Genomic DNA, 19,769 nt, shown 5'->3' with positions numbered 1-19,769 from the left:
GTGAGCACCGACGACCTCAGCAAGTCCGCGTACGACCACCTGTGGATGCACTTCACCCGCATGTCCTCGTACGAGAACTCCCCCGTCCCCACCATCGTCCGGGGCGAGGGCACCCACATCTACGACGACCGGGGCAAGCGCTACCTCGACGGCCTCGCGGGCCTGTTCGTGGTGCAGGCGGGCCACGGCCGTACGGAACTCGCGGAGACGGCGTCCAAGCAGGCGCAGGAGCTGGCCTTCTTCCCGGTGTGGTCCTACGCCCACCCCAAGGCCGTGGAGCTGGCGGAGCGGCTCGCGCACGAGGCCCCGGGCGACCTCAACAAGGTCTTCTTCACCACCGGCGGCGGCGAGGCGGTGGAGACCGCCTGGAAGCTCGCCAAGCAGTACTTCAAGCTCGTCGGCAAGCCGACCAAGTACAAGGTCATATCCCGCGCGGTGGCCTACCACGGCACCCCGCAGGGCGCCCTGTCGATCACCGGACTGCCGGCCCTGAAGGCGCCGTTCGAGCCGCTCGTGCCGGGTGCGCACAAGGTGCCCAACACCAACATCTACCGGGCGCCGATCCACGGCGACGACCCGGAGGCGTTCGGCCGCTGGGCCGCCGACCAGATCGAGCAGCAGATCCTGTTCGAGGGCCCGGACACCGTCGCGGCGGTCTTCCTGGAGCCGGTGCAGAACGCCGGCGGCTGCTTCCCGCCCCCGCCCGGCTACTTCCAGCGGGTGCGCGAGATCTGCGACCAGTACGACGTGCTGCTCGTCTCGGACGAGGTCATCTGCGCCTTCGGCCGGCTCGGCACGACCTTCGCCTGCGACAAGTTCGGCTACGTACCGGACATGATCACCTGCGCCAAGGGCATGACCTCGGGCTACTCCCCGATCGGCGCGTGCATCGTCTCCGACCGCCTCGCCGAGCCGTTCTACAAGGGCGACAACACCTTCCTGCACGGCTACACCTTCGGCGGCCACCCGGTGTCGGCGGCGGTCGGCGTCGCCAACCTCGACCTGTTCGAGCGCGAGGGCCTCAACCAGCACGTGCTCGACAACGAGGCCGCCTTCCGCGCCACCCTGGAGAAGCTGCACGACCTGCCGATCGTCGGCGACGTCCGCGGCAACGGCTTCTTCTACGGCATCGAGCTGGTCAAGGACAAGAACACCAAGGAGTCCTTCGACGCCGACGAGACCGAGCGGGTGCTGTACGGCTTCCTGTCCAAGAAGCTGTTCGAGAACGGCCTGTACTGCCGTGCCGACGACCGCGGCGACCCGGTCGTCCAGCTCGCCCCGCCGCTGATCTCCAACCAGGAGACCTTCGACGAGATCGAGCAGATCCTGCGCGGGACCCTCTCCGAGGCCTGGACCAAGCTGTAGGCCACAAGAGTGTCCGATCTTCCTTCTGGATGATCAACACCGGCCCCGGGGCCGCCCGTTCGAGTGAGAAACGGGCCCCCGGGGCCGCGTGCTGTCCGGCCACCCACCGTCGCCTGCCTAGCGTTCCTGTGACCGATCGGCCCTGCCTTCGTTCCCCCGGATGGGGGACTTACCCGAACCGCGCACGGCATTTCCGATCCGAACCGAGGTGTACGCCATGGTGGCCCCACCGGACAACGACGTGCTCTGGGCACGATCCCTGCAGTACCGGTACGACGACGGCTCACCCGGGCTGAGCGGGGTCTCGCTCGGTGTCCGGGAGAGCGAGATCCTCGCCGTCGGCGGTCCGCGCGGCAGCGGCAAGACGACTCTGCTGCGCTGTCTGGCCGGCCTGCTGCCCGCGGCGGGCGAGGTCTGGTTCAACAGCGTCCCCGTGCACACCATGAGCCCCGTGGCCCGGGAGCGGCTGCGCCGGGACCGCTTCGGCTGGGTCGATCCGGAACCGGTGCTGGTGCCCGAGCTGACCGTCTGGGAGAACGCCGCCCTGCCCCTGATGCTGCGCGGCGCCGGCCGCGGCCGCGCCAGGACGGTCGCGCTGGAGTGGCTGGAGCGCCTCGACATCGGCGAGCGGGCCCGCAGTCATCCGGCGGAGCTGACGCACGCGGAGCGGCAGCGGGTCTGCATCGCCCGCGCCCTCGCCCCGGCGCCCTCGCTGCTGTTCGCCGACGAACCGACCGCGCCACTGCACCGTGCCGACCGCGCCCATGTGCTGCGCACGCTCATCACCGCGGCCCGCTCGCACGGCATCACGGTGGTCCTCGCGACACACGACCCGCAGACCGCGGCCCTCGCCGACCGCACGGTGTCGCTGCTCGACGGGCGGCGGGTGCGCACCGTCCATCTCCCGCCGGTCTCCGCGACGGCCGAGACGGAAGGCCGGGCGACGTGCTCGCTCTCCGTCTGACCCGGGCCGCCCACCCCGCCGTGCAACTGCGCCGCGTCCTGGTCGCGACCGCGTCGGCGGGCACGGGCTTTCTGCTGCTGAGCGCCCTCGGACACGCCCTGGGCCACCCGGACCCGTCCGCGTCCGCGCTCCGGCTGGCCTGGTGCGGGGTGCCGCTGGCGGCCACCGTGTACTTCGCGGTCGGGGTCGCCCGTACCGATCCGGGCACCCGGCCCCGGCCGGGGCTGTCGGCGATCGGGCTCGGCCCGGCCCGTCTGATGGCGGTCTCGGCTGCCACCACGGCGCTCTCCTGCCTGCTGGGCTCGGTGCTGGCGCTGCTGGTCTTCCTGCATCTGCGCGGCGACCTCACCGGTATGCCCTTCGACGGCGCCGGAACGGACTTCCTCTCCCCCGGGCAGCCGCTGCCGCTGCCGGCCGCCCTGACCCTGCTGGCCCTGGTGCCGCTGAGCGCGTCGGCCGCGGTGGCGGTGGCGCTGCGGCCGCGCGAGCCGGTGGCGGGCGCCGCCCGGGCGGTGCCGGCGTACGGACGCTTCGGCGCCTACCGGCGCACGGCGGTCCGGGAGACCTTCGGGGCGTACGGACGGTTCGGCAAGCAGCTGGGCGCCGCCGCACGCGGACGGCGGACGCCCGGCCCGGCGCCGGAACCGGCGCCCGACGGGTCCGCCGAAGGCGCTCCCGGGACACCCGCCGACGCCGCGCCCGACGCGCCGCCCGCCGTCCCGCTCACGCCGCCGTCCGGGCTGCCGTGGGGCATCGCGGTGCTGGCAGTGGGGCTGGCCGTGGAGGCCTTCGCGAGCCGTGCCGGCGGCGGGGGCACGCCGGGTGACCGGCCCTCCGCGCTGCTCGGTCTGGCGCTCACCGCCGTGGGGCTCGCCCTGGCCGGCCCCGGCCTCACCCATCTGTGCGGCAGGCTGCTCCAGGCGGTGCGGCCGGGTGCCCTGCGCCTGCTGGCCGGGCGGGTCCTGATGACCGAGGCCACGCGCATCGGGCGCCCGCTGGGCGTGGTCTGCGCGGTGATGTCGGCCGCGTACGCCATGGCCTCGCTGCACGACCGCGAGGACACCTCCGCGGGACCGCTCGTCGCGCTCGGCGTGCTGCTGGTGGCCGGGTGCACGGTGGCGACCCTGCTGACGGCCGCGGTCGAGGCCAGACAGGCCCACGCCGGCACCACCGCCGCTCTGCGGCGCCTCGGGGCGGCCACCGGGACTCTGCGCCGGGCCGCCGCGCTGCGCGCGGGCGCGCTGCTCGCCCTCTTCGGGCCGCTCACCCTGGTGGTCGCCCAGCTCTCGGCCTGGCCGCTGGCCGGCTGAGCGCCCGCACCGGCGGTCCGGGGAACCGGTCCGAAAAATGTCCCCGCGGGCCGATGAGTTCCGGGCGGCTCCCCGGTCCAACCTCTCGAACGCTACGGAACCGAACGGGAGAAGCACCCCATGTACCAGCAGATGATCTTCGTGAACCTGCCCGTCAACGACCTCGACGCCACGAAGAGGTTCTTCACCGCGCTCGGCTACACGATCAACCCGCAGTTCAGCGACGAGACCGCCGCCTCGGTCGTGATCAGCGACACGATCATCGCGATGATGCTGACCCGGGAGAAGTACGCGCAGTTCACGAAGAAGGAGATCGTGGACGCCACGAAGAGCAGCGAGGTGCTGATCGCGCTGAGCGCCGAGAGCCGCGAGAAGGTCGACGAGCTGGTCGAGAAGGCCGTCGCCGCGGGCGGAACGATCTCCGGCGAGACCCAGGACCACGGCTTCATGTACGGCCGCGCCTTCGACGACCTCGACGGCCACACCTGGGAGGTCACGTGGATGGACCCGGCGGCGGTGCAGGGCTGAGGACGACAAGGGCCGGACGGGAGTTCGACGGCAGGGCCTAGCATGGGCGGGTGCAGACGAGTCCCGCCCATGCCGCCCATCACGGGGACCGCGAGATAGAGACACTCGAGGAGTTCGACGCGATCGTCTCGTCCCGCGGCACGCTCTCCGGATTCCGTGTCCAGGCCGTCGATCTGACCGACCGGACCCGGGAGTTGCTCACCACCGACACCTCGGGAGCCGTCTTCCTCGGCTGCCGTATGCGTCCGGACGCGGCGGAGAAGGTCCGCGCCGGGGGCGCCCTGGTCCTCCCGCCCGTCCCGGGCCTTCCCTTCGACCCCTACCGGGGGCATCTCTACACGCCCGGCGACCTGTTCGCCTCGCTCGACAAGGGCTACGAGGCGACACCGGACGCGCTGGCCTACGCCTGGTTCCAGCGGACCAGGTCGGACGGCGACATCCTCGCCTCCATGCTGCGCGCGGTCCACGACGACTCCATGTCGGACGCCCTCGACGAACTGCTCCGCGGAGCACGGGTCGTGGGGGTGATGGGCGGTCACGCGATGGCCCGCGGCACCGAGGAGTTCCGGGGCGCCGCCCGGCTCGGGCGGGCGCTCACCCACGCCGGGTTCACCGTGGCGACGGGCGGCGGTCCGGGCGCGATGGAGGCGGCGAACCTCGGCGCCTACGCGGCCCCGTACGACGGGTCGATGCTGGACGACGCCTGCGAACTCCTAGCCGGGGCACCCTCGTTCACCCCGTCGATCACCGACTGGGCCCGCGCCGCCTTCGAGGTGCGCACCCGCTGGCCGAAGGGCAACCACTCGCTCGGCATCCCCACCTGGTTCTACGGCCACGAACCGCCGAACGCCTTCGCCTCGCACATCGCGAAGTACTTCGCCAACGCCACCCGCGAGGACGGGCTGCTGGCCCGCTGCAACGCGGGTGTGGTCTTCCTGCCGGGCGCCGCCGGCACCGTGCAGGAGGTGTTCGACAACGCGACGCCGAACTACTACGAGTCGCGCGGCGAGCCCACGCCCATGGTGCTGGTGGACAGGGCCCACTGGACGGAGCGGCTGCCGGCCTGGCCGCTGCTGCGGTCGCTCGCCCGGGAGCGCTCGATGGAGGCCCGAATCGCCCTGGTTGACCGGATCGAGGACGCCCCGGAGGCCTTGAAACGTCTGGGTGGTTAATAAGAAGGCAAAGCCCGGGACTGCTATAGGCATATGCGTTGACACTACTTATGTGGCGCTTATAGACCTGGGAGCTACATGGGAGTGCTGATGCTCCGTCAACACTCCCTCAACCCCCCGCATTTGCGCTTTCCCGTAAAGGACAAACGTGGCAGTTCTGTCCGTATCCCGCCGCACCGTCTCGCGCTCCGTGCGCGCCCTCGGTGTCGTCTCCGCGTCCGCCGCCCTCGCGATCGGCGTCGCCGGCAACGCGGCGGCCTGCAACATCGACGAGTTCTCGGCCGAGGCCAAGTGCGTCGGTGACAAGGGCGTCATCAGCGTCACCGACGTGGACCCGGCCGGCGTCCCCGCCACCATCACCGTGTTCCTGCAGAACAACGGCGCCGACATCAAGAAGGTCGGCGAGCAGGTGGTCAAGGGCTCGGCCAAGGGCACCACCATCACCTTCGAGGAGGACTGGAAGCCGAACGCCGTGTACCGCGTCCACGTCGACGCGAAGCCCTACGTCGACGAGGACATCGAGCCCAACCTCACCACCCCGGGCACGGCCTGCAAGAAGGACGAGGAGCCCCCGGCTCCGGAGGAGCCCACTCCGACCCCCTCGGAGTCCTCCTCGACCCCGTCCGAGGAGCCCGGCACGCCGACCCCGTCGGCCCCGGAGAGCGAGAGCACCCCTCCGGCGGACACCGCGAGCAACGCGCCGTCCCCGGCCGGTGACTCGAACCTCGCCGAGACCGGCGCCAACTCCAACACCGGCCTGATCGCCGGCGTCGCGGCCGCCCTGGTCGTGGTCGGCGGTGGCGCGGTCTTCTTCGGCATGCGCCGCCGCGGGGCGAACAGCGCCCGCTGACGCCTCACGGACACCGCGGTGGCCCGTCCCCTTCCCGGGGGCGGGCCACTTCCGTCACCGGCGGCTCACCCGAACGTCGCCCGCTCCAGCCAGAGTTCCAGCAGCTTCCGGTCGCCGAGCACCTCGAGCCCGGGGGCGTCGAGCGGCAGCCGGCGGTAGAAGGCGAGCAGCACGGAGGTGAGCGGACCGCGCAGGGCGACGGTGGCCTTCTCGTGGCCCCGGCGCCAGGAGACGCCGTCCTCGTCCAGCTCGATCAGCCATTCCGCGTCGATCCCGGGACCGGCGTCGGTGGCGTGCAGATGGAGGGTGCGCCGGGGCCCGCGCAGACCGTGCACCGTGTCGTCCGGCAGCGTCCGCTGCGCCCACTCCACGATCTCCAGCCACTCGTCGATCGCGTCGGCGGCGGCGTCGGGCGCGACCTCGTAGGGCAGTCCGGCGGCCAGGGTGGCGTCCGCGCGGTGAACGGTCACCTCGTGCGTCACGCGCCGGGCCCAGAACCCGGTGTTGTGGATACCGGCCCAGCTCCACACCTCCGCGTCGGGACCGGCCCGGCGCAGCGCGCCGACGACCAGTTCGCCGGACTCCGCCAGCCACGCGTCCAGCGCGTCGGCGTCGCCACGTTCCGCGGGTCCCGCGAACCCGGGCACCCGGTCCTCCGGGATCTCCTCCCGGGCCCCGGTCGCCACGATCCGTTCCACCCAGCGCAGGGCCCCGCCGACATGCCGTACGAGCTGCTCGAGGGACCAGTCGGGAGTGGTGGGCACGGTGCCGGAGAGATCGGCGCCGGACGTCACGACCGTCCGCAACTTCCCTATCTGGTCTGCGATCTCCTCGCAGTAGCGGTCATGCGTGAGTGGTGTCATGCCGCTCACCCTATGCAGCGGCGCCCGCTCCCAGCACGGCGGTTTCCGCCACGTCGAACTCCACGCCGACCTCGTCCCCGACCTCCGGCGCGGCCCTGAGCGCGCAGGCCGCCTCCAGACGGGGGCCGTCCTCCGGCTGGAGGCGGACGGCGACATGGGTGCCGCGGAAGGTGCGTGCGGCCACCGTGCAGCGCAGGCCCTCGTCGGCCGGGACCAGGCGGACGCCACCGGGCCGGACGAGCAGCGTCCGGGTGCCCTGCGGGGCTCCCTCCGGTACCGGCACCTTGCCCCAGGGGGTCACGGCGACCCCGTCCGCGACCGTCGCCTCGACGACGTTCTCGAAGCCGAGGAAACGTGCCACGAAGGCGTCGGCCGGACGCTGCCACACCTCGAGCGGCGTGCCGGACTGGGCGATCCGCCCGTCCCGCATCACCACCACCCGGTCGGCCAGCGCGAACGCCTCGCCCTGGTCGTGCGTCACGGCGAGCACGGTCGTGCCCAGCCTGCCGAACAGCTCCCGCAGTTCGACGACCAGACGTTCCCGCAGCGACCGGTCGAGCTGGCCGAGCGGCTCGTCGAGCATCAGCAGCCGGGGACGGGGCGCGAGGGCGCGGGCGAGCGCCACGCGCTGCTGTTCACCGCCGGACAGCGCCGAGACGGCCCGTCCGGCGGCCCCCGGCAGTCCCACGAGTTCCAGCAACTCCCGCACGCGATCGGACTGTTCGCCGCGGGAGGCGCCGTGCATGCGCAGTCCGAAGGCCACGTTGCCGCCCACGTCCCGTTGCGGGAAGAGCTGGTGGTCCTGGAACATCAGCCCGACCCCGCGCCGGTGCGCGGGCACGCCCGACTGGTCCTGTCCGTCGAGCCGGATCCGCCCGGAGTCGAGGGGCTGCAGCCCGGCGACCGCCCGCAGCAGCGTCGACTTGCCGCTGCCGCTGGGCCCGAGCACACACACGATCTCGTGCTCGGCGACCCCCAGGCCGACGGCGTCCAGCACCGCCCGCCCGCCGAAGCGGACGGTCGCGGCTTCCAGGCTCAGCAGCATCTAGAACTCCCCGGTCCGGTCGGTCCGCAGCCGCTCGAGCACCAGCAGCGCCACCGCGCACACGATCATCAGAATCGTCGACAGGGCCATCGCCTGGCCGTAGTTGAGGTCCCCGGGCCGCCCCAGCAGCCGCGCCACGGCCACCGGCAGCGTCGGGTTCTCCGGCCGCGCGATGAACACCGTCGCCCCGAACTCCCCGAGCGACACCGCGAAGGCGAACCCGGCCGCGACCAGCAGCGCCCGCCGCACCATCGGCAGGTCCACCTCCCGCCACGCCCGCCACGGCGACGCCCCGAGCACCGCCGCCGCCTCCCGCAGCCGTGCGTCCACGGCCCGCAGCACGGGCAGCATGGTCCGTACGACGAAGGGCACGCCGACCAGTGCCTGTGCGAGCGGGACCAGGATCCAGGAGGCGCGCAGATCCAGCGGCGGCTCGTCCAGGGCGATCAGGAATCCGAAGCCGACCGTCACCGCGGACACCCCGAGCGGCAGCATCAGCAGCGCGTCGAAGCCGCGCACCAGCCGCCCCGCGTCCCGCCGGGTCAGCGCGACGGCGGCGAGACCGCCGATCAGCACGGCGATGACGGTGGCGGCGACGGCGTACCGCAGCGAGTTGCCGACCGCCTCGATCGGCGCGGCGAGGAACACTCCCCCGTCGTCCTCGGCCAGCGCCCGGTAGTAGCCGAGGCCGGCGGTGCCGAAGGACCGCTGAACCAGCACCCCGAGCGGGAGCAGGAGCAGGACGGCGACGGTGGCGACGACTGCGCCGAGCAGCGTCCACTGCCCCGCGCCGCGCGGCCGGCGCGCGGTCACCGAGGCGTCCACCAGCCGCAGCGCGGTCTCCCGCCGCCGTACGGTCCAGGCGTGCAGGGCGAGGATCGCGCCGACGGCGACGAACTGGATCATCGTAAGGACGGCGGCCGTGGAGAGGTCGAAGATCTCTGAGGTCTGGCGGTAGATCTCCACTTCGAGGGTGGAGAAGGCGGGCCCGCCGAGGATCTGCACCACGCCGAAGGAGGTGAAGGTGAACAGGAAGACCATCAGCGCGGCGGCGGCCACGGCGGGTGCCAGCGCGGGCAGCGTGACGGTCCGCCAGGCCGCGAACCGTGACGCCCCGAGCATCCGCGCGGCCTCCTCCTGACGCGGGTCGAGCTGCGACCACAGTCCGCCCACCGTGCGGACGACGACGGCGTAGTTGAAGAAGACGTGCGCGAGCAGGATGGCCCACACCGTGGTGTCCAGCCGTACGCCCCACAGGTCGTCGAGGAGTCCGCCGCGTCCGACGAGCGCCATGAACGCCGTACCGACGACGACCGTCGGCAGCACGAACGGCACGGTGACCGCGGCCCGCAGCACCTGCTTGCCGGGAAACTCGAAGCGGGCGAAGACATACGCGCCGGGCAGGGCGATCAGCAGGGTGAGGGCGGTGGAGACGGCGGCCTGCCAGGTGGTGAACCACAGGACATGCCGGACGTCGGACTGCGCGAGCACGTCCCCGATCCGCCCGAGGTGCCAGGTCCCGTCGGCCTTCAGCCCCCGGGCGACGATCGCGGTGACGGGATAGGCGAAGAAGACGGCGAAGAACGCGACGGGCACGGCCATCAGGCCGAGCCGCGCCGCGTTCCCGCGCCGCCTCGCCGCGGCCCGGCTCACTTCAGTACGAGCGAGGTCCATGCCTTGACCCACTGGTCACGGTTGTCGGCGATCCTCGCCGGGTCCATGGTCTGCGGACTCTTCGCCTGCGGCCCGAACTTCGTGAACTCCTCGGGCACCTGGGCGTCCTCGCGCACCGGATACACGAACATGTTGAGCGGCATGTCGTCCTGGAACCGCTTGGTGAGCAGGAAGTCGAGCAGGGCCTTGCCGCCCTCCGGGTTCGCGGCGTTGCTCAGCAGCCCCGCGTACTCGACCTGGCGGAAGCAGGTGCCCTCGGCGACGCCGGTCGGCGCGGTCGCCGGCTTCGGGTCCGCGTAGATGACCTCGGCGGGCGGCGACGAGGCGTAGGACACCACCAGCGGCCGGTCCGCCTTGGCCTTCTTGCCGCCGGCCGAGCCGGAGAACTCCTCGTTGTAGGCCTGCTCCCAGCCGTCGACCACCTTCACGCCGTTGGCCTTGAGCTTCTTCCAGTAGTCCTGCCATCCCTCGTCGCCGTACTTCGCGGCGGTGCCGAGGAGGAAGCCCAGGCCCGGCGAGGAGGTGGAGGCGTTCTCCGTGACAAGGAGGTCCTTGTACTCGGGCTGGACCAGGTCGTCGAGGGACTTCGGCGGGGTCAGGCCGTGCTCGTCGAACCACGCCTTGTCGTAGTTGACGCAGACGTCACCGCTGTCGACGGGGGTGACCCGGTGCTTGTCCTGGTCCGCGCGGTACTCGTCGAGGACCAGGTCGGAGCCCTTCGCCTCGTACGGCTGGAACAGCCCGTTGTCGAGCGCGCGGGACAGCAGGGTGTTGTCGACGCCGAAGAAGACGTCGCCCTGGGGGTTGTCCTTGGTCAGGATCGCCTTGTTGACGGCCTGCCCGGCGTCGCCGTCCTCAAGGACCTTGAGCTGGTAGCCGGACTGCTTCTCGAAGGCGGCGACCACGTCCTTGGACACGGCCCACGAGTTGTGGCTGACGAGGGTCACCGTCCTGGACCCGCCGCCGTCGCCGCCCGCGTCGCCGTCGCCGGACGACCCGCACGCGGACAGCGTGACCAGCCCCAGCCCGACGGCCAGGACCGTGACCTTCTTGGTGATGCCCACTTGATTCCTCCTGGAGTGACCAGGAAGAGACGCGGCCCTGCCCGAAACCCCTGGACGGGGCCCCGGGCAGGGCGCAAACAGCTCGAGTGATGACCGATCTCCCTACCCAGAATGACCTGGGCCAGGTTCGGAGGGTCTGCGGCCGGTGCCGCACTCTCAGCGCTGTGGCGCTCCCCTGTCGGAATATGAAGATGTGCTTACTCGGGTCACCTTACCGTTCGCTCGCGGCGAGCTGGCCGCACGCCCCGTCGATCTCCTGGCCACGGGTGTCCCGGATCGTCACCGGCACACCGTGCGCGGCGATCGCCTCCACGAACGCCTTCTCGTCCTCGGGCCGGGAGGCGGTCCACTTGGAGCCGGGCGTGGGGTTGAGCGGGATGAGGTTGACGTGCACGGGCCGGCCCTTGAGCATCCGGCCGAGCCGGTCACCGCGCCAGGCCTGGTCGTTGATGTCCCGGATGAGCGCGTACTCGATGGACAGGCGCCGCCCGGACCTGGCCGCGTACTCGAAGCCCGCGTCGAGCACCTCGCGCACCTTCCACCGCGTGTTCACGGGGACGAGGGTGTCGCGCAGCTCGTCGTCGGGGGCGTGCAGCGAGATGGCGAGCCGGCACTTGAAGCCCTCGTCGGAGAACCGGTGGATGGCCGGCACGAGCCCGACCGTGGACACGGTGATCCCGCGCTGGGACAGCCCGAGCCCGTCGGGCTCGGGGTCGGTGAGCCGCCGGATGGCGCCCACGACCCGGTTGTAGTTGGCGAGCGGCTCCCCCATGCCCATGAACACGATGTTGCTGAGCCGCGCGGGGCCGCCGGGCACCTCGCCGTCCCGGAGCGCCCGCATCCCGTCGACGATCTGGTGCACGATCTCGGCCGTCGACAGGTTCCGGTCCAGCCCGGCCTGCCCGGTGGCGCAGAACGGGCAGTTCATGCCGCATCCGGCCTGCGAGCTGATGCACATCGTCACCCGGTCCGGATACCGCATGAGCACCGACTCGACGAGCGTCCCGTCGAACAGCTTCCACAGCGTCTTGCGGGTGGTGCCCTGATCGGTCGACAGATGACGCACGACCGTCATCAGCTCCGGAAGCAGCGCCTCCTGGAGCTTGCCGCGGGAGCCGGCGGGGATGTCCGTCCACAGCTCCGGGTCGTGCGCGTACCGCGCGAAGTAGTGCTGCGACAGCTGCTTGGCGCGAAACGGCTTCTCACCGGCCGCGACGACCGCCTCCTTGCGCTCGGCGGGCGTGAGGTCGGCAAGGTGCCGCGGCGGCTTCTTGGCTCCGCGCGGCGCGACAAAGGTGAGTTCTCCGGGCTTAGGCATGGCTGTACCAGTGTCGCAGATCGACTCGGGTGGACCGGCCCGCCCTCGTCGAGGGGCGTGACGTGCGCTACGCCTGCGCAGGTCCGGCGGCCCGGCGACGGCCCGGTGTCACGGGTCAGCGCGGGTCGTCCCCGCGGGTCAGAACAGGGCGGTGATCAGCCCGACGACCGTGCCGAAGTACTTCTTGCTGCGGTGCCCCGGGCCGCAGTAGCGGCGGACCCTGCGCCGGCCCTTCTGGTCGAGCAGCGCACCGCAGTACGCACAGGGCAGGTCACCGTGATATCTGCCGTCGTCTCCCCGCCGCGCACGCGCCATGGCGGCACTCTCCTGGACGTTTTGGATCACCCGTCGCCGTGAAGACGAACTGCCTCCGCCCGGAGCGGGCGGAGGCAGTTCGGGAGGCGAGTGCCGGTCATCCCGACCCGACGAACAGCACCAGCAGCAGCCACACCACGGGCGCCGTGGGCAGCAGTGAGTCCAGGCGGTCCATGATGCCGCCGTGGCCCGGGAGCAGTGTGCCCATGTCCTTGATGCCCAGATCGCGTTTGATCATGGACTCGCCGAGGTCGCCGAGCGTGGCGCTGGCCGCGACCGCGAGGCCCAGCAGCAGGCCCTGCCACCAGACGCCGTCGTCGATCAGGAACTGCATGCACAGCGCGCCGGCGACCATCGCGAAGGCCACCGCGCCCAGCAGGCCCTCGCGGGTCTTGCCGGGGCTGATGCGCGGCGCGAGCTTGTGCGTGCCGAAGCGCCAGCCGACCGCGTACGCGCCCGTGTCGCTGACCACCGTCAGCAGCAGGAAGGTGAGGACGCGCCAGGCGCCGTCGTCGGCGGTGAGCATCATCGCGACGAACGTCGCCAGGAACGGGACGTAGAACACCGCGAAGACGCCGGCCGTGACGTCCCTCAGATAGTTCTCGGGGGACGCCGTCATGCGCCAGACGAGCACGGCCAGCGTGGTGAGCGCCATGGCGATCCACGCGCCCTCGGTCTCCCATGCGTACCCGGCGGCGACCATGGCCGCACCGCCCAGCGCGAGCGGGACCAGGGGCGCCTTGATGCCCTTGCGCTCCTGCAGCCGCGACGTCAGCTCCCACAGGCCGACCACCACGGCGAGGGCGACCACGCCGACGAAGACCGCCTTGACGACGAAGAGCGAGGCGACGATCACCGCGCCGAGTCCGACGCCGACGCCTATCGCCGCGCCGAGATCGCGCCCCGCGGTCTTCTTCTGCGGTGCGGGGGCCGGCTGCGGCGCGTCGGGCATGGGCTCCGGATTCTGCGGCACCTCCCCCGGGAGGGGGCGGGCCCGCGTCGGCTCGTCTCGGAACAGGGGGCCGCTCAGCAGAGCGGTCCCCCGGTCCGCATCCTGGTTTCCGCCGTGTTCGGGTACGTCGGGCACGATGGGCATGGGACGCGTCTGCGGCGCGTTGTGCGCATCGTACGCGTGCCCCGCCGGAGCGGCCGCCCGGCCGGGCGCGTGGTCGGACGGCGGCCCCCAGTACCCGGTCTGCGGCGTCCCCCAGGAAGAGTCGTTCATCAGACTTCGAGCAGTTCCGCTTCCTTGTGCTTCAGGAGCTCGTCCACCTGGGCGACGTACTTCGCGGTGGTGTCGTCGAGCTCCTTCTCCGCACGGCGGCCCTCGTCCTCGCCGACCTCGCCATCCTTGATCATCTTGTCGATGGCGTCCTTGGCCTTGCGGCGCACGGAGCGGATCGAGACCTTGGCGTCCTCGGCCTTGGCCTTGGCGACCTTGATGTAGTCGCGACGGCGCTCCTCGGTGAGCTCGGGGAACACCACCCGGATGATGTTGCCGTCGTTGCTCGGGTTGACGCCCAGGTCGGAGTCGCGGATGGCCTGCTCGATGTTGCGCAGCGCGCTCTTGTCGAACGGCGTCACCACGGCCATGCGCGGCTCGGGCACGGAGAACGAGGCCAGCTGGTTGATCGGCGTCGGCGCGCCGTAGTAGTCAGCCACGATCTTGTTGAACATCGCCGGGTGCGCACGGCCGGTGCGGATCGCGGCGAAGTCCTCCTTGGCGACCACGACGGCCTTCTCCATCTTCTCCTCGGCTTCGAGGAGGGTCTCTTCGATCACCACTTGCTCCTGCGTGTCTTGAGTAGGCCCGGCCGTGGTTCCCCGTCGGGGCGACGGCCGGCTGCGTCGCGTCTTCTTCCTGCACGGTTCCCGACCGGCAGGACATTGTCCATCCCCCGGTCAGTTGCGGCCGGCTTGGTCCCCCACCAGCGTGCCGATCTTCTCACCCTTGACGGCGCGGGCGATATTGCCCTCCTTCAGCAGCTCGAAGACGACGATCGGGAGGCTGTTGTCACGGCAGAGGGTGACGGCCGTGGCGTCGGCGACCTTCAGGTCCCGGGTGATGACCTCGCCGTAGCCGAGCGCGTCGAACTTCACGGCGTCCGGGTTGGTCTTCGGGTCGGAGTCGTAGACGCCGTCCACGCCGTTCTTGCCCATGAGCAGCGCCTCGGCGTCGATCTCCAGGGCGCGCTGGGCGGCGGTGGTGTCGGTGGAGAAGTACGGCATGCCCATACCGGCGCCGAAGATGACCACGCGGCCCTTCTCCAGGTGGCGCACGGCGCGCAGCGGGATGTAGGGCTCGGCGACCTGCCCCATGGTGATGGCCGTCTGCACCCGGCAGTCGACGCCCTCCTTCTCCAGGAAGTCCTGGAGGGCGAGGCAGTTCATCACGGTGCCGAGCATGCCCATGTAGTCGGAGCGGGCGCGGTCCATGCCGCGCACCTGGAGTTCGGCGCCGCGGAAGAAGTTGCCGCCGCCGATGACGATCGCGATCTCCGCGCCGTCCCGTACGACTGCCGCGATCTCACGCGCGATGGCGTGCACCACATCGGGGTCGACGCCGAGGCCGCCGCCACCGGAGAAGGCCTCTCCGGACAGCTTCAGCAGAAACCGGCCGCGCACTTTGCCGTCGTCGCTCTTCTCAGCCTTGGTCATCGGGGATCCCGCCTCTTTCACGTGTTGCACATGCGAAGAAGGCCATTGCCGGTGGGGTGTGCTTCGCATCCCATGCGGCAATGGCCTCCTCGTCAGATCTGCTGTCGTCCGGCACGCGCGCGTGCGTGGACGCGTAGCCGAACGGCTGCTGTCGACCCTATCGGGGTCGCGCGCCCGTCGCGGTACGGACTCAGATGCCGACCTTGATGCGCGTGAAGCGCTTCAGGGTGACACCGGCCTCGTCCAGGACCTTCTGGACGGACTTCTTGTTGTCCAGCGCGTAGGGCTGGCCGAGCAGGGTGGCGTCCTTGAAGAAGCCGTTGAGGCGACCCTCGACGATCTTCGGCAGGGCGGCCTCGGGCTTGCCCTCGGCGCGGGTGGTCTCCTCGGCGACGCGGCGCTCGGACTCGACGACCTCGGCCGGCACGTCCTCCTTGGAGAGGTACTTCGGCGCGAAGGCGGCGATGTGCTGGGCGACGCCCTTGGCGATCTCCGCGTTCGGCTTGTCCAGCTCGACGAGCACACCGATCTGCGGGGGCAGGTCGGGCATCGTGCGGTGCATGTACGCCGTCACGTAGCCGTCGGCGAACTGGGCGAAGCGGTCCAGGACGATCTTCTCGCCGAGGTTGGCGTTGGCCTCGTCCACGAAGGCCTGGACGGTCTTGCCGGCCTCGATCTCGGAGGCGAGCAGGGCCTCGATGTCGGCCGGGGAGGTCTTGGCGACGTGCTCGGCGATGGCGGTGGCCACGGCCTGGAACTTCTCGCCCTTGGCGACGAAGTCCGTCTCGCACTTCAGCTCGACGAGGACGCCGGAGGCGTTGTCGCCGGCGATGATCGAGACCACGGCGCCGTTCTCGGCGGAGCGGCCCTCGCGCTTGGCGACGCCCTTCTGGCCCTTGATGCGGAGCGCCTCGACGGCCTTGTCGACGTTGCCCTCGGCCTCGTCCAGCGCCTTCTTGCAGTCCATCATGCCGGCGCCGGTGAGCTCCCGGAGCTTCTTGACGTCGGCGGCGGTGTAGTTCGCCATGAGTCTGTGAATCTTTCTCGAAGTCTGGAGGTTCGGAGATCCGCGGGTCGGGACCTGCACGAGGGGCGGGTGCCCGACTCGCCGCTGACCTACGGGTGAACGGCGGGAGCGGATGTCATGTCACCGCTCCCGCCGTCATCGGCTCTGACGGGGCGGTCAGGCCTGCTCGGCCTCGGCGGCCGGGGCAGCCTCGGGCGCGGCTTCGGCCTCGGGCGCGGCCTCGGCCTCGGGCGCGGCCTCGGCGGCGGGGGCCTCGGCCGGCTTCTCGGCCTCAGCCGGCTTCTCGGCCTCGGCGGCGGCCGGAGCGGCCTCCTCGGCCTTCTTCTCGCCCGCGAGCAGGTCGCGCTCCCACTCGGCCAGCGGCTCGCCCGCGGCCTTCTCGCCCTTGCCGGCCTCGGCGGCACCGGAGCGGGACATCAGGCCCTCGGCGACGGCGTCGGCGATCACACGGGTGAGCAGGGTGACGGAGCGGATCGCGTCGTCGTTGCCCGGGATCTTGTAGTCGACCTCGTCGGGGTCGCAGTTGGTGTCGAGGATGGCGACGACCGGGATGTTGAGCTTCCGGGCCTCACCGACCGCGATGTGCTCCTTCTTGGTGTCCACGATCCAGACGGCGCTGGGCACCTTCTGCATCTCGCGGATACCGCCGAGGGTCTTCTCCAGCTTGGCCTTCTCGCGGGAGAGGACCAGCAGCTCCTTCTTGGTGAGGCCGGAGGCGGCCACGTCCTCGAAGTCGATCTGCTCGAGCTCCTTGAGGCGCTGCAGACGCTTGTAGACGGTCGAGAAGTTGGTGAGCATGCCGCCCAGCCAGCGCTGGTTGACGAAGGGCATGCCGACGCGGGTGGCCTGCTCCGCGATGGCCTCCTGCGCCTGCTTCTTCGTGCCGACGAACATGACCGTGCCGCCGTGGGCCACGGTCTCCTTGACGAACTCGTAGGCGCGGTCGATGTACGACAGCGACTGGAGCAGGTCGATGATGTAGATGCCGTTGCGCTCCGTGAAGATGAAGCGCTTCATCTTCGGGTTCCAACGACGGGTCTGGTGACCGAAGTGGACGCCGCTCTCCAGCAGCTCCCGCATCGTGACGACGGCCATGGCCGTATCTCCTTGAATTTCTCGGTTATGCCGCGGAAGCCGGACGGCTTTCGCGCCTGACGCCCGCAACGCGCCGTTGCCACAGAGGACCGAGGGGCGCTGACCTCGGGGTTCCGGTCGTGACCGGTCCCGATGTCGGGGCGTGCGAAGTCGACCCGGTGGCCCGGGTCGCCACCAGAAGTGTACGGGACCCGGCGGGGTGCCGGGTGACGCCGTCGTCCACAACCGGACGCCGGTCCACAGGTCCGGGCCGTGATCGCGGATGTCCGGAAGGCTCTCCGACATACGAACGAGTGCATTCACGAGAGCGTGTGCCCGACTGGTCCTTCCGGTGGTCCTGACCCCGGCGGCGCTGCTCGCCCCGCCGCCGTCGGGCCCGGCGGGGCCTGCGGCGGTGGCCCCGGTGGCCGGGGACGCGGGCACACCGGCGGTCGGCCGGGCCTGGCCGGTGGGGGTACGGCCGCGGGTGCTGCGCGGCTGGGAGCCGCCGGCGACGGTGTACGGGCGCGGGCATCGGGGCGTGGACCTGGCGGCGGCTCCGGGGACGCCGGTACGGGCGGTGGCCGCGGGCAGGGTCTCGTTCGCCGGACGGGTGGCCGGAAGGGGTGTGGTCTCGGTGGAGCTCGACGGCACGGGAGATCCCCCGCTGCGCACCACCTACGAGCCGGTCGACGCGTCGGTGGCGGAGGGCGACGAGGTGACTGCGGGCGAGCCGGTCGGCACGGTGGCCGCGACGGGCTTCCACTGCGCGGCCCCCTGCGTCCACTGGGGCCTGCTGCGGGCCGACTCCTACCTCGACCCGCTCACCCTGCTCCCCCCGTGGCTGCTGCGCGGCCCCCCGCCAAGACTGCTGCCGGTACTCGGCGTACCGGTACCGAACTGAAACCCGGCACCGCCCTCAGTGGCCAGTGCGGGGTGCCGGGCCCGGTGCTGGGAACCGGCCGCAGGGCCGCGCCCTGGGTTCCGTCGGTGGGTGGCACCGTCAACCCCGTACGCCTCGGAGGGCCATCGAGACGGCCGCTTCCGTGATGGCGTCGGGGTGTTCCGCCGCACCGAGCTCGATACGGCGTACGGCCGCGTCGACCACTCCCTGGAGCAGCATCGCCGCGAGGCGGGGCTCGGTGTGGCCCAGGTCGGCAAGGGCCTCGACGATCATCGCGACGAGTCCGCCGTGGGCCGCGCGGATCTTCTCCCGTGCGCCGGCGTCGAGCTCGCTCGCGGAGATGGCGACCACGGCCCGGTGCCGGCGGTCCCCGACCAGTTCCAGCTGCTTGCGGACGTACGCCTCGATCTTGCCCTCGGGCTCGCGGGCGGCGGCCATGGCCACCTCCACCTCCGCCGCCCAGACGGGGAAGTCGACCTCGCACAGCTCCTCGACGACGGCGGCCCGCGAGCGGAAGTACTCGTACACGGAGGAACGCGCGAGACCGGTGCGCTCGGCGAGGGCCGGGAAGGTCAGCGCCTCCGTACCGCCCTCGGACAGCAGGGAGCGTGCCGCGTCCAGCAGGGCGGCTCGCTGCATCGACCGGTGCTCGGCCACGGAGGCCGCTCGAATCCTTGGCACGTCCTCCACTTTACGGACGCCCCGCCCCTCGCGGCCAGAGGATGGGCCCGCCCGGCCGCCGCCCGGCCGCCGCCGGGCTCAGTGGGGCTCAGCGGCCGAAACCGGCCAGCTTCGCGCGCAGCTGGAGCACCGACTTGGTGTGGATCTGGCTGACCCTGCTCTCCGTCACGCCCAGTACGTTGCCGATCTCGGCGAGGGTGAGCCCCTCGTAGTAGTACAGCGTGACCACGGTCTTCTCGCGCTCCGGGAGGGTGTTGATGGCCCGTGCCAGGAACCTGCGCAGCTCCCGGTCCTCGGCCACCTCCACGGGGTCGTCGGCGGCGGTGTCCTCCAGCGTGTCCATCAGGCTGAGCCGGTCGCCGCTCTCACCCCCGACGTGCAGCAGTTCCTCCAGGGCGACGACGTTCGCGAGGGACAACTGGCTGAAAACCGCGTGCAGCTCGTCCACGGCGATCCCCAGCTCGCCGGCGACCTCGCTCTCCGACGGTGTGCGCCGCAGCCGCGCCTCGAGCGTGGCGTAGGCGCGCTCCACGTTCCGCGCCTTCTGCCGCACGGAGCGCGGGATCCAGTCCAGCGCCCGCAGCTCGTCGATCATCGCGCCCCGGATGCGGGTGATCGCATAGGTCTCGAACTTGATCTCGCGGTCGACGTCGAACTTCTCGATCGCGTCGATCAGCCCGAAGACACCGGAGGAGACGAAGTCCCCCTGGTCGACGTTGGGCGGCAGCCCCACACTGACCCGGCCGGCGACGTACTTCACCAGGGGCGAGTAGTGCAGGATCAGCTGTTCCCGCAGCCTTTCGTCCCCCGTCGCCTTGTACGACCGCCACAGCTCGTCGAGCGTCGAGGGAGCGGGCGGCCGCACGCTGCCACCGTCGCGGGCGGCTGGGGGGATGGCCGCCCGGTCGGACCCGGAGGTGTGCTGGGGCATTCGTCGCCTTGTGCCGTTCTGCCGTG

20 protein-coding genes and 1 riboswitch are annotated in these 19,769 nt (G+C 71.4%); of the genes, 7 read left to right on the top strand and 13 right to left on the bottom strand.

Features of this window, described 5'->3' with window-relative positions; translation table 11 throughout:
• From CNQ36_RS28430 to CNQ36_RS28405, 6 genes are all read left to right on the top strand, one after another.
• Nucleotides 1-1,365, top strand: coding sequence for an aspartate aminotransferase family protein (locus tag CNQ36_RS28430; RefSeq protein WP_040906052.1), 1,365 nt, complete (start codon nt 1-3; stop codon nt 1,363-1,365).
• A 217-nt stretch (nt 1,366-1,582) separates the two neighbouring features.
• On the top strand, nt 1,583-2,329 hold the full coding sequence (locus CNQ36_RS28425; RefSeq protein ID WP_040906053.1) for an ABC transporter ATP-binding protein: 747 nt from the start codon (nt 1,583-1,585) through the stop codon (nt 2,327-2,329).
• The gene (locus tag CNQ36_RS28420) at nt 2,311-3,639 is read left to right on the top strand and encodes a hypothetical protein (RefSeq protein ID WP_121548069.1); all 1,329 of its coding nucleotides are present in this window, start codon (nt 2,311-2,313) and stop codon (nt 3,637-3,639) included. Before CNQ36_RS28425 ends, CNQ36_RS28420 begins: the two co-directional genes overlap by 19 nt.
• 120 nt (nt 3,640-3,759) lie before the next feature.
• A complete protein-coding gene (locus CNQ36_RS28415; RefSeq protein ID WP_004924815.1) occupies nt 3,760-4,167 on the top strand; it encodes a VOC family protein in 408 nt (135 codons plus the stop codon).
• A gap of 50 nt (nt 4,168-4,217) precedes the next feature.
• Complete coding sequence (locus tag CNQ36_RS28410) at nt 4,218-5,339, top strand: LOG family protein (RefSeq protein WP_121548068.1); 1,122 nt, start codon at nt 4,218-4,220, stop codon at nt 5,337-5,339.
• A 148-nt stretch (nt 5,340-5,487) separates the two neighbouring features.
• Nucleotides 5,488-6,189, top strand: coding sequence for an LAETG motif-containing sortase-dependent surface protein (locus tag CNQ36_RS28405; RefSeq protein WP_121548067.1), 702 nt, complete (start codon nt 5,488-5,490; stop codon nt 6,187-6,189).
• Between the two features lie 65 nt (nt 6,190-6,254).
• Here CNQ36_RS28405 and CNQ36_RS28400 read toward each other — a convergent pair whose 3' ends face one another.
• From CNQ36_RS28400 to rpsB, 11 genes are all read right to left on the bottom strand, one after another.
• Nucleotides 6,255-7,052 (bottom strand): maleylpyruvate isomerase family mycothiol-dependent enzyme, encoded by a 798-nt coding sequence (locus tag CNQ36_RS28400; RefSeq protein WP_121548625.1) that lies wholly within the window; start codon nt 7,050-7,052, stop codon nt 6,255-6,257.
• Nucleotides 7,053-7,062: 10 nt separating this feature from the next.
• The gene (locus CNQ36_RS28395) at nt 7,063-8,097 is read right to left on the bottom strand and encodes an ABC transporter ATP-binding protein (RefSeq protein ID WP_121548066.1); all 1,035 of its coding nucleotides are present in this window, start codon (nt 8,095-8,097) and stop codon (nt 7,063-7,065) included.
• Complete coding sequence (locus CNQ36_RS28390; protein ID WP_121548065.1) at nt 8,098-9,771, bottom strand: ABC transporter permease; 1,674 nt, start codon at nt 9,769-9,771, stop codon at nt 8,098-8,100.
• Nucleotides 9,747-10,835 carry a thiamine ABC transporter substrate-binding protein gene (locus CNQ36_RS28385; protein ID WP_121548064.1) on the bottom strand — a complete coding sequence of 363 codons (1,089 nt, stop codon included), beginning with the start codon at nt 10,833-10,835 and terminating at the stop codon, nt 9,747-9,749. Before CNQ36_RS28385 ends, CNQ36_RS28390 begins: the two co-directional genes overlap by 25 nt.
• An 81-nt stretch (nt 10,836-10,916) precedes the next feature.
• Nucleotides 10,917-11,022, bottom strand: a riboswitch (TPP riboswitch).
• Between the two features lie 24 nt (nt 11,023-11,046).
• Entirely contained in the window at nt 11,047-12,153 is a 1,107-nt protein-coding gene (rlmN, locus tag CNQ36_RS28380) for a dual-specificity RNA methyltransferase RlmN (protein ID WP_121548063.1), read from the bottom strand.
• A 138-nt stretch (nt 12,154-12,291) separates the two neighbouring features.
• Nucleotides 12,292-12,468: a hypothetical protein gene (locus CNQ36_RS34850; RefSeq protein WP_158686578.1), complete on the bottom strand. Its 177-nt coding sequence runs from the start codon at nt 12,466-12,468 to the stop codon at nt 12,292-12,294.
• A gap of 97 nt (nt 12,469-12,565) precedes the next feature.
• On the bottom strand, nt 12,566-13,693 hold the full coding sequence (locus tag CNQ36_RS28375; protein WP_004924832.1) for a phosphatidate cytidylyltransferase: 1,128 nt from the start codon (nt 13,691-13,693) through the stop codon (nt 12,566-12,568).
• Nucleotides 13,693-14,250 (bottom strand): ribosome recycling factor, encoded by a 558-nt coding sequence (gene frr, locus CNQ36_RS28370; protein ID WP_004924833.1) that lies wholly within the window; start codon nt 14,248-14,250, stop codon nt 13,693-13,695. Before frr ends, CNQ36_RS28375 begins: the two co-directional genes overlap by 1 nt.
• Before the next feature lie 120 nt (nt 14,251-14,370).
• Nucleotides 14,371-15,126, bottom strand: coding sequence for a UMP kinase (gene pyrH / locus CNQ36_RS28365; protein ID WP_004924835.1), 756 nt, complete (start codon nt 15,124-15,126; stop codon nt 14,371-14,373).
• 190 nt (nt 15,127-15,316) lie between these two features.
• Complete coding sequence (tsf, locus tag CNQ36_RS28360) at nt 15,317-16,153, bottom strand: translation elongation factor Ts (protein WP_121548062.1); 837 nt, start codon at nt 16,151-16,153, stop codon at nt 15,317-15,319.
• Between the two features lie 156 nt (nt 16,154-16,309).
• Complete coding sequence (gene rpsB, locus CNQ36_RS28355) at nt 16,310-17,248, bottom strand: 30S ribosomal protein S2 (protein WP_121548061.1); 939 nt, start codon at nt 17,246-17,248, stop codon at nt 16,310-16,312.
• Nucleotides 17,249-17,510: 262 nt separating this feature from the next.
• Between rpsB and CNQ36_RS28350 the strand changes: the two genes are divergently transcribed.
• On the top strand, nt 17,511-18,131 hold the full coding sequence (locus tag CNQ36_RS28350; protein WP_121548060.1) for a M23 family metallopeptidase: 621 nt from the start codon (nt 17,511-17,513) through the stop codon (nt 18,129-18,131).
• 99 nt (nt 18,132-18,230) lie between these two features.
• Here the strand turns inward: CNQ36_RS28350 and CNQ36_RS28345 are convergent, their stop codons facing one another.
• Nucleotides 18,231-18,788: a TetR/AcrR family transcriptional regulator gene (locus CNQ36_RS28345; RefSeq protein WP_121548059.1), complete on the bottom strand. Its 558-nt coding sequence runs from the start codon at nt 18,786-18,788 to the stop codon at nt 18,231-18,233.
• 112 nt (nt 18,789-18,900) lie between these two features.
• A complete protein-coding gene (gene whiG / locus CNQ36_RS28340) occupies nt 18,901-19,743 on the bottom strand; it encodes an RNA polymerase sigma factor WhiG (RefSeq protein ID WP_004924840.1) in 843 nt (280 codons plus the stop codon).
• Between the last annotated feature and the right edge of the window lie 26 nt (nt 19,744-19,769).

The sequence above is a fragment of the Streptomyces fungicidicus genome, from assembly GCF_003665435.1.
GTDB classification, from domain to species: domain Bacteria; phylum Actinomycetota; class Actinomycetes; order Streptomycetales; family Streptomycetaceae; genus Streptomyces; species Streptomyces fungicidicus.
The sequence above is the reverse complement of the archived record's forward strand: the minus strand, read 5'-3'. Positions and strand labels throughout refer to the sequence as shown.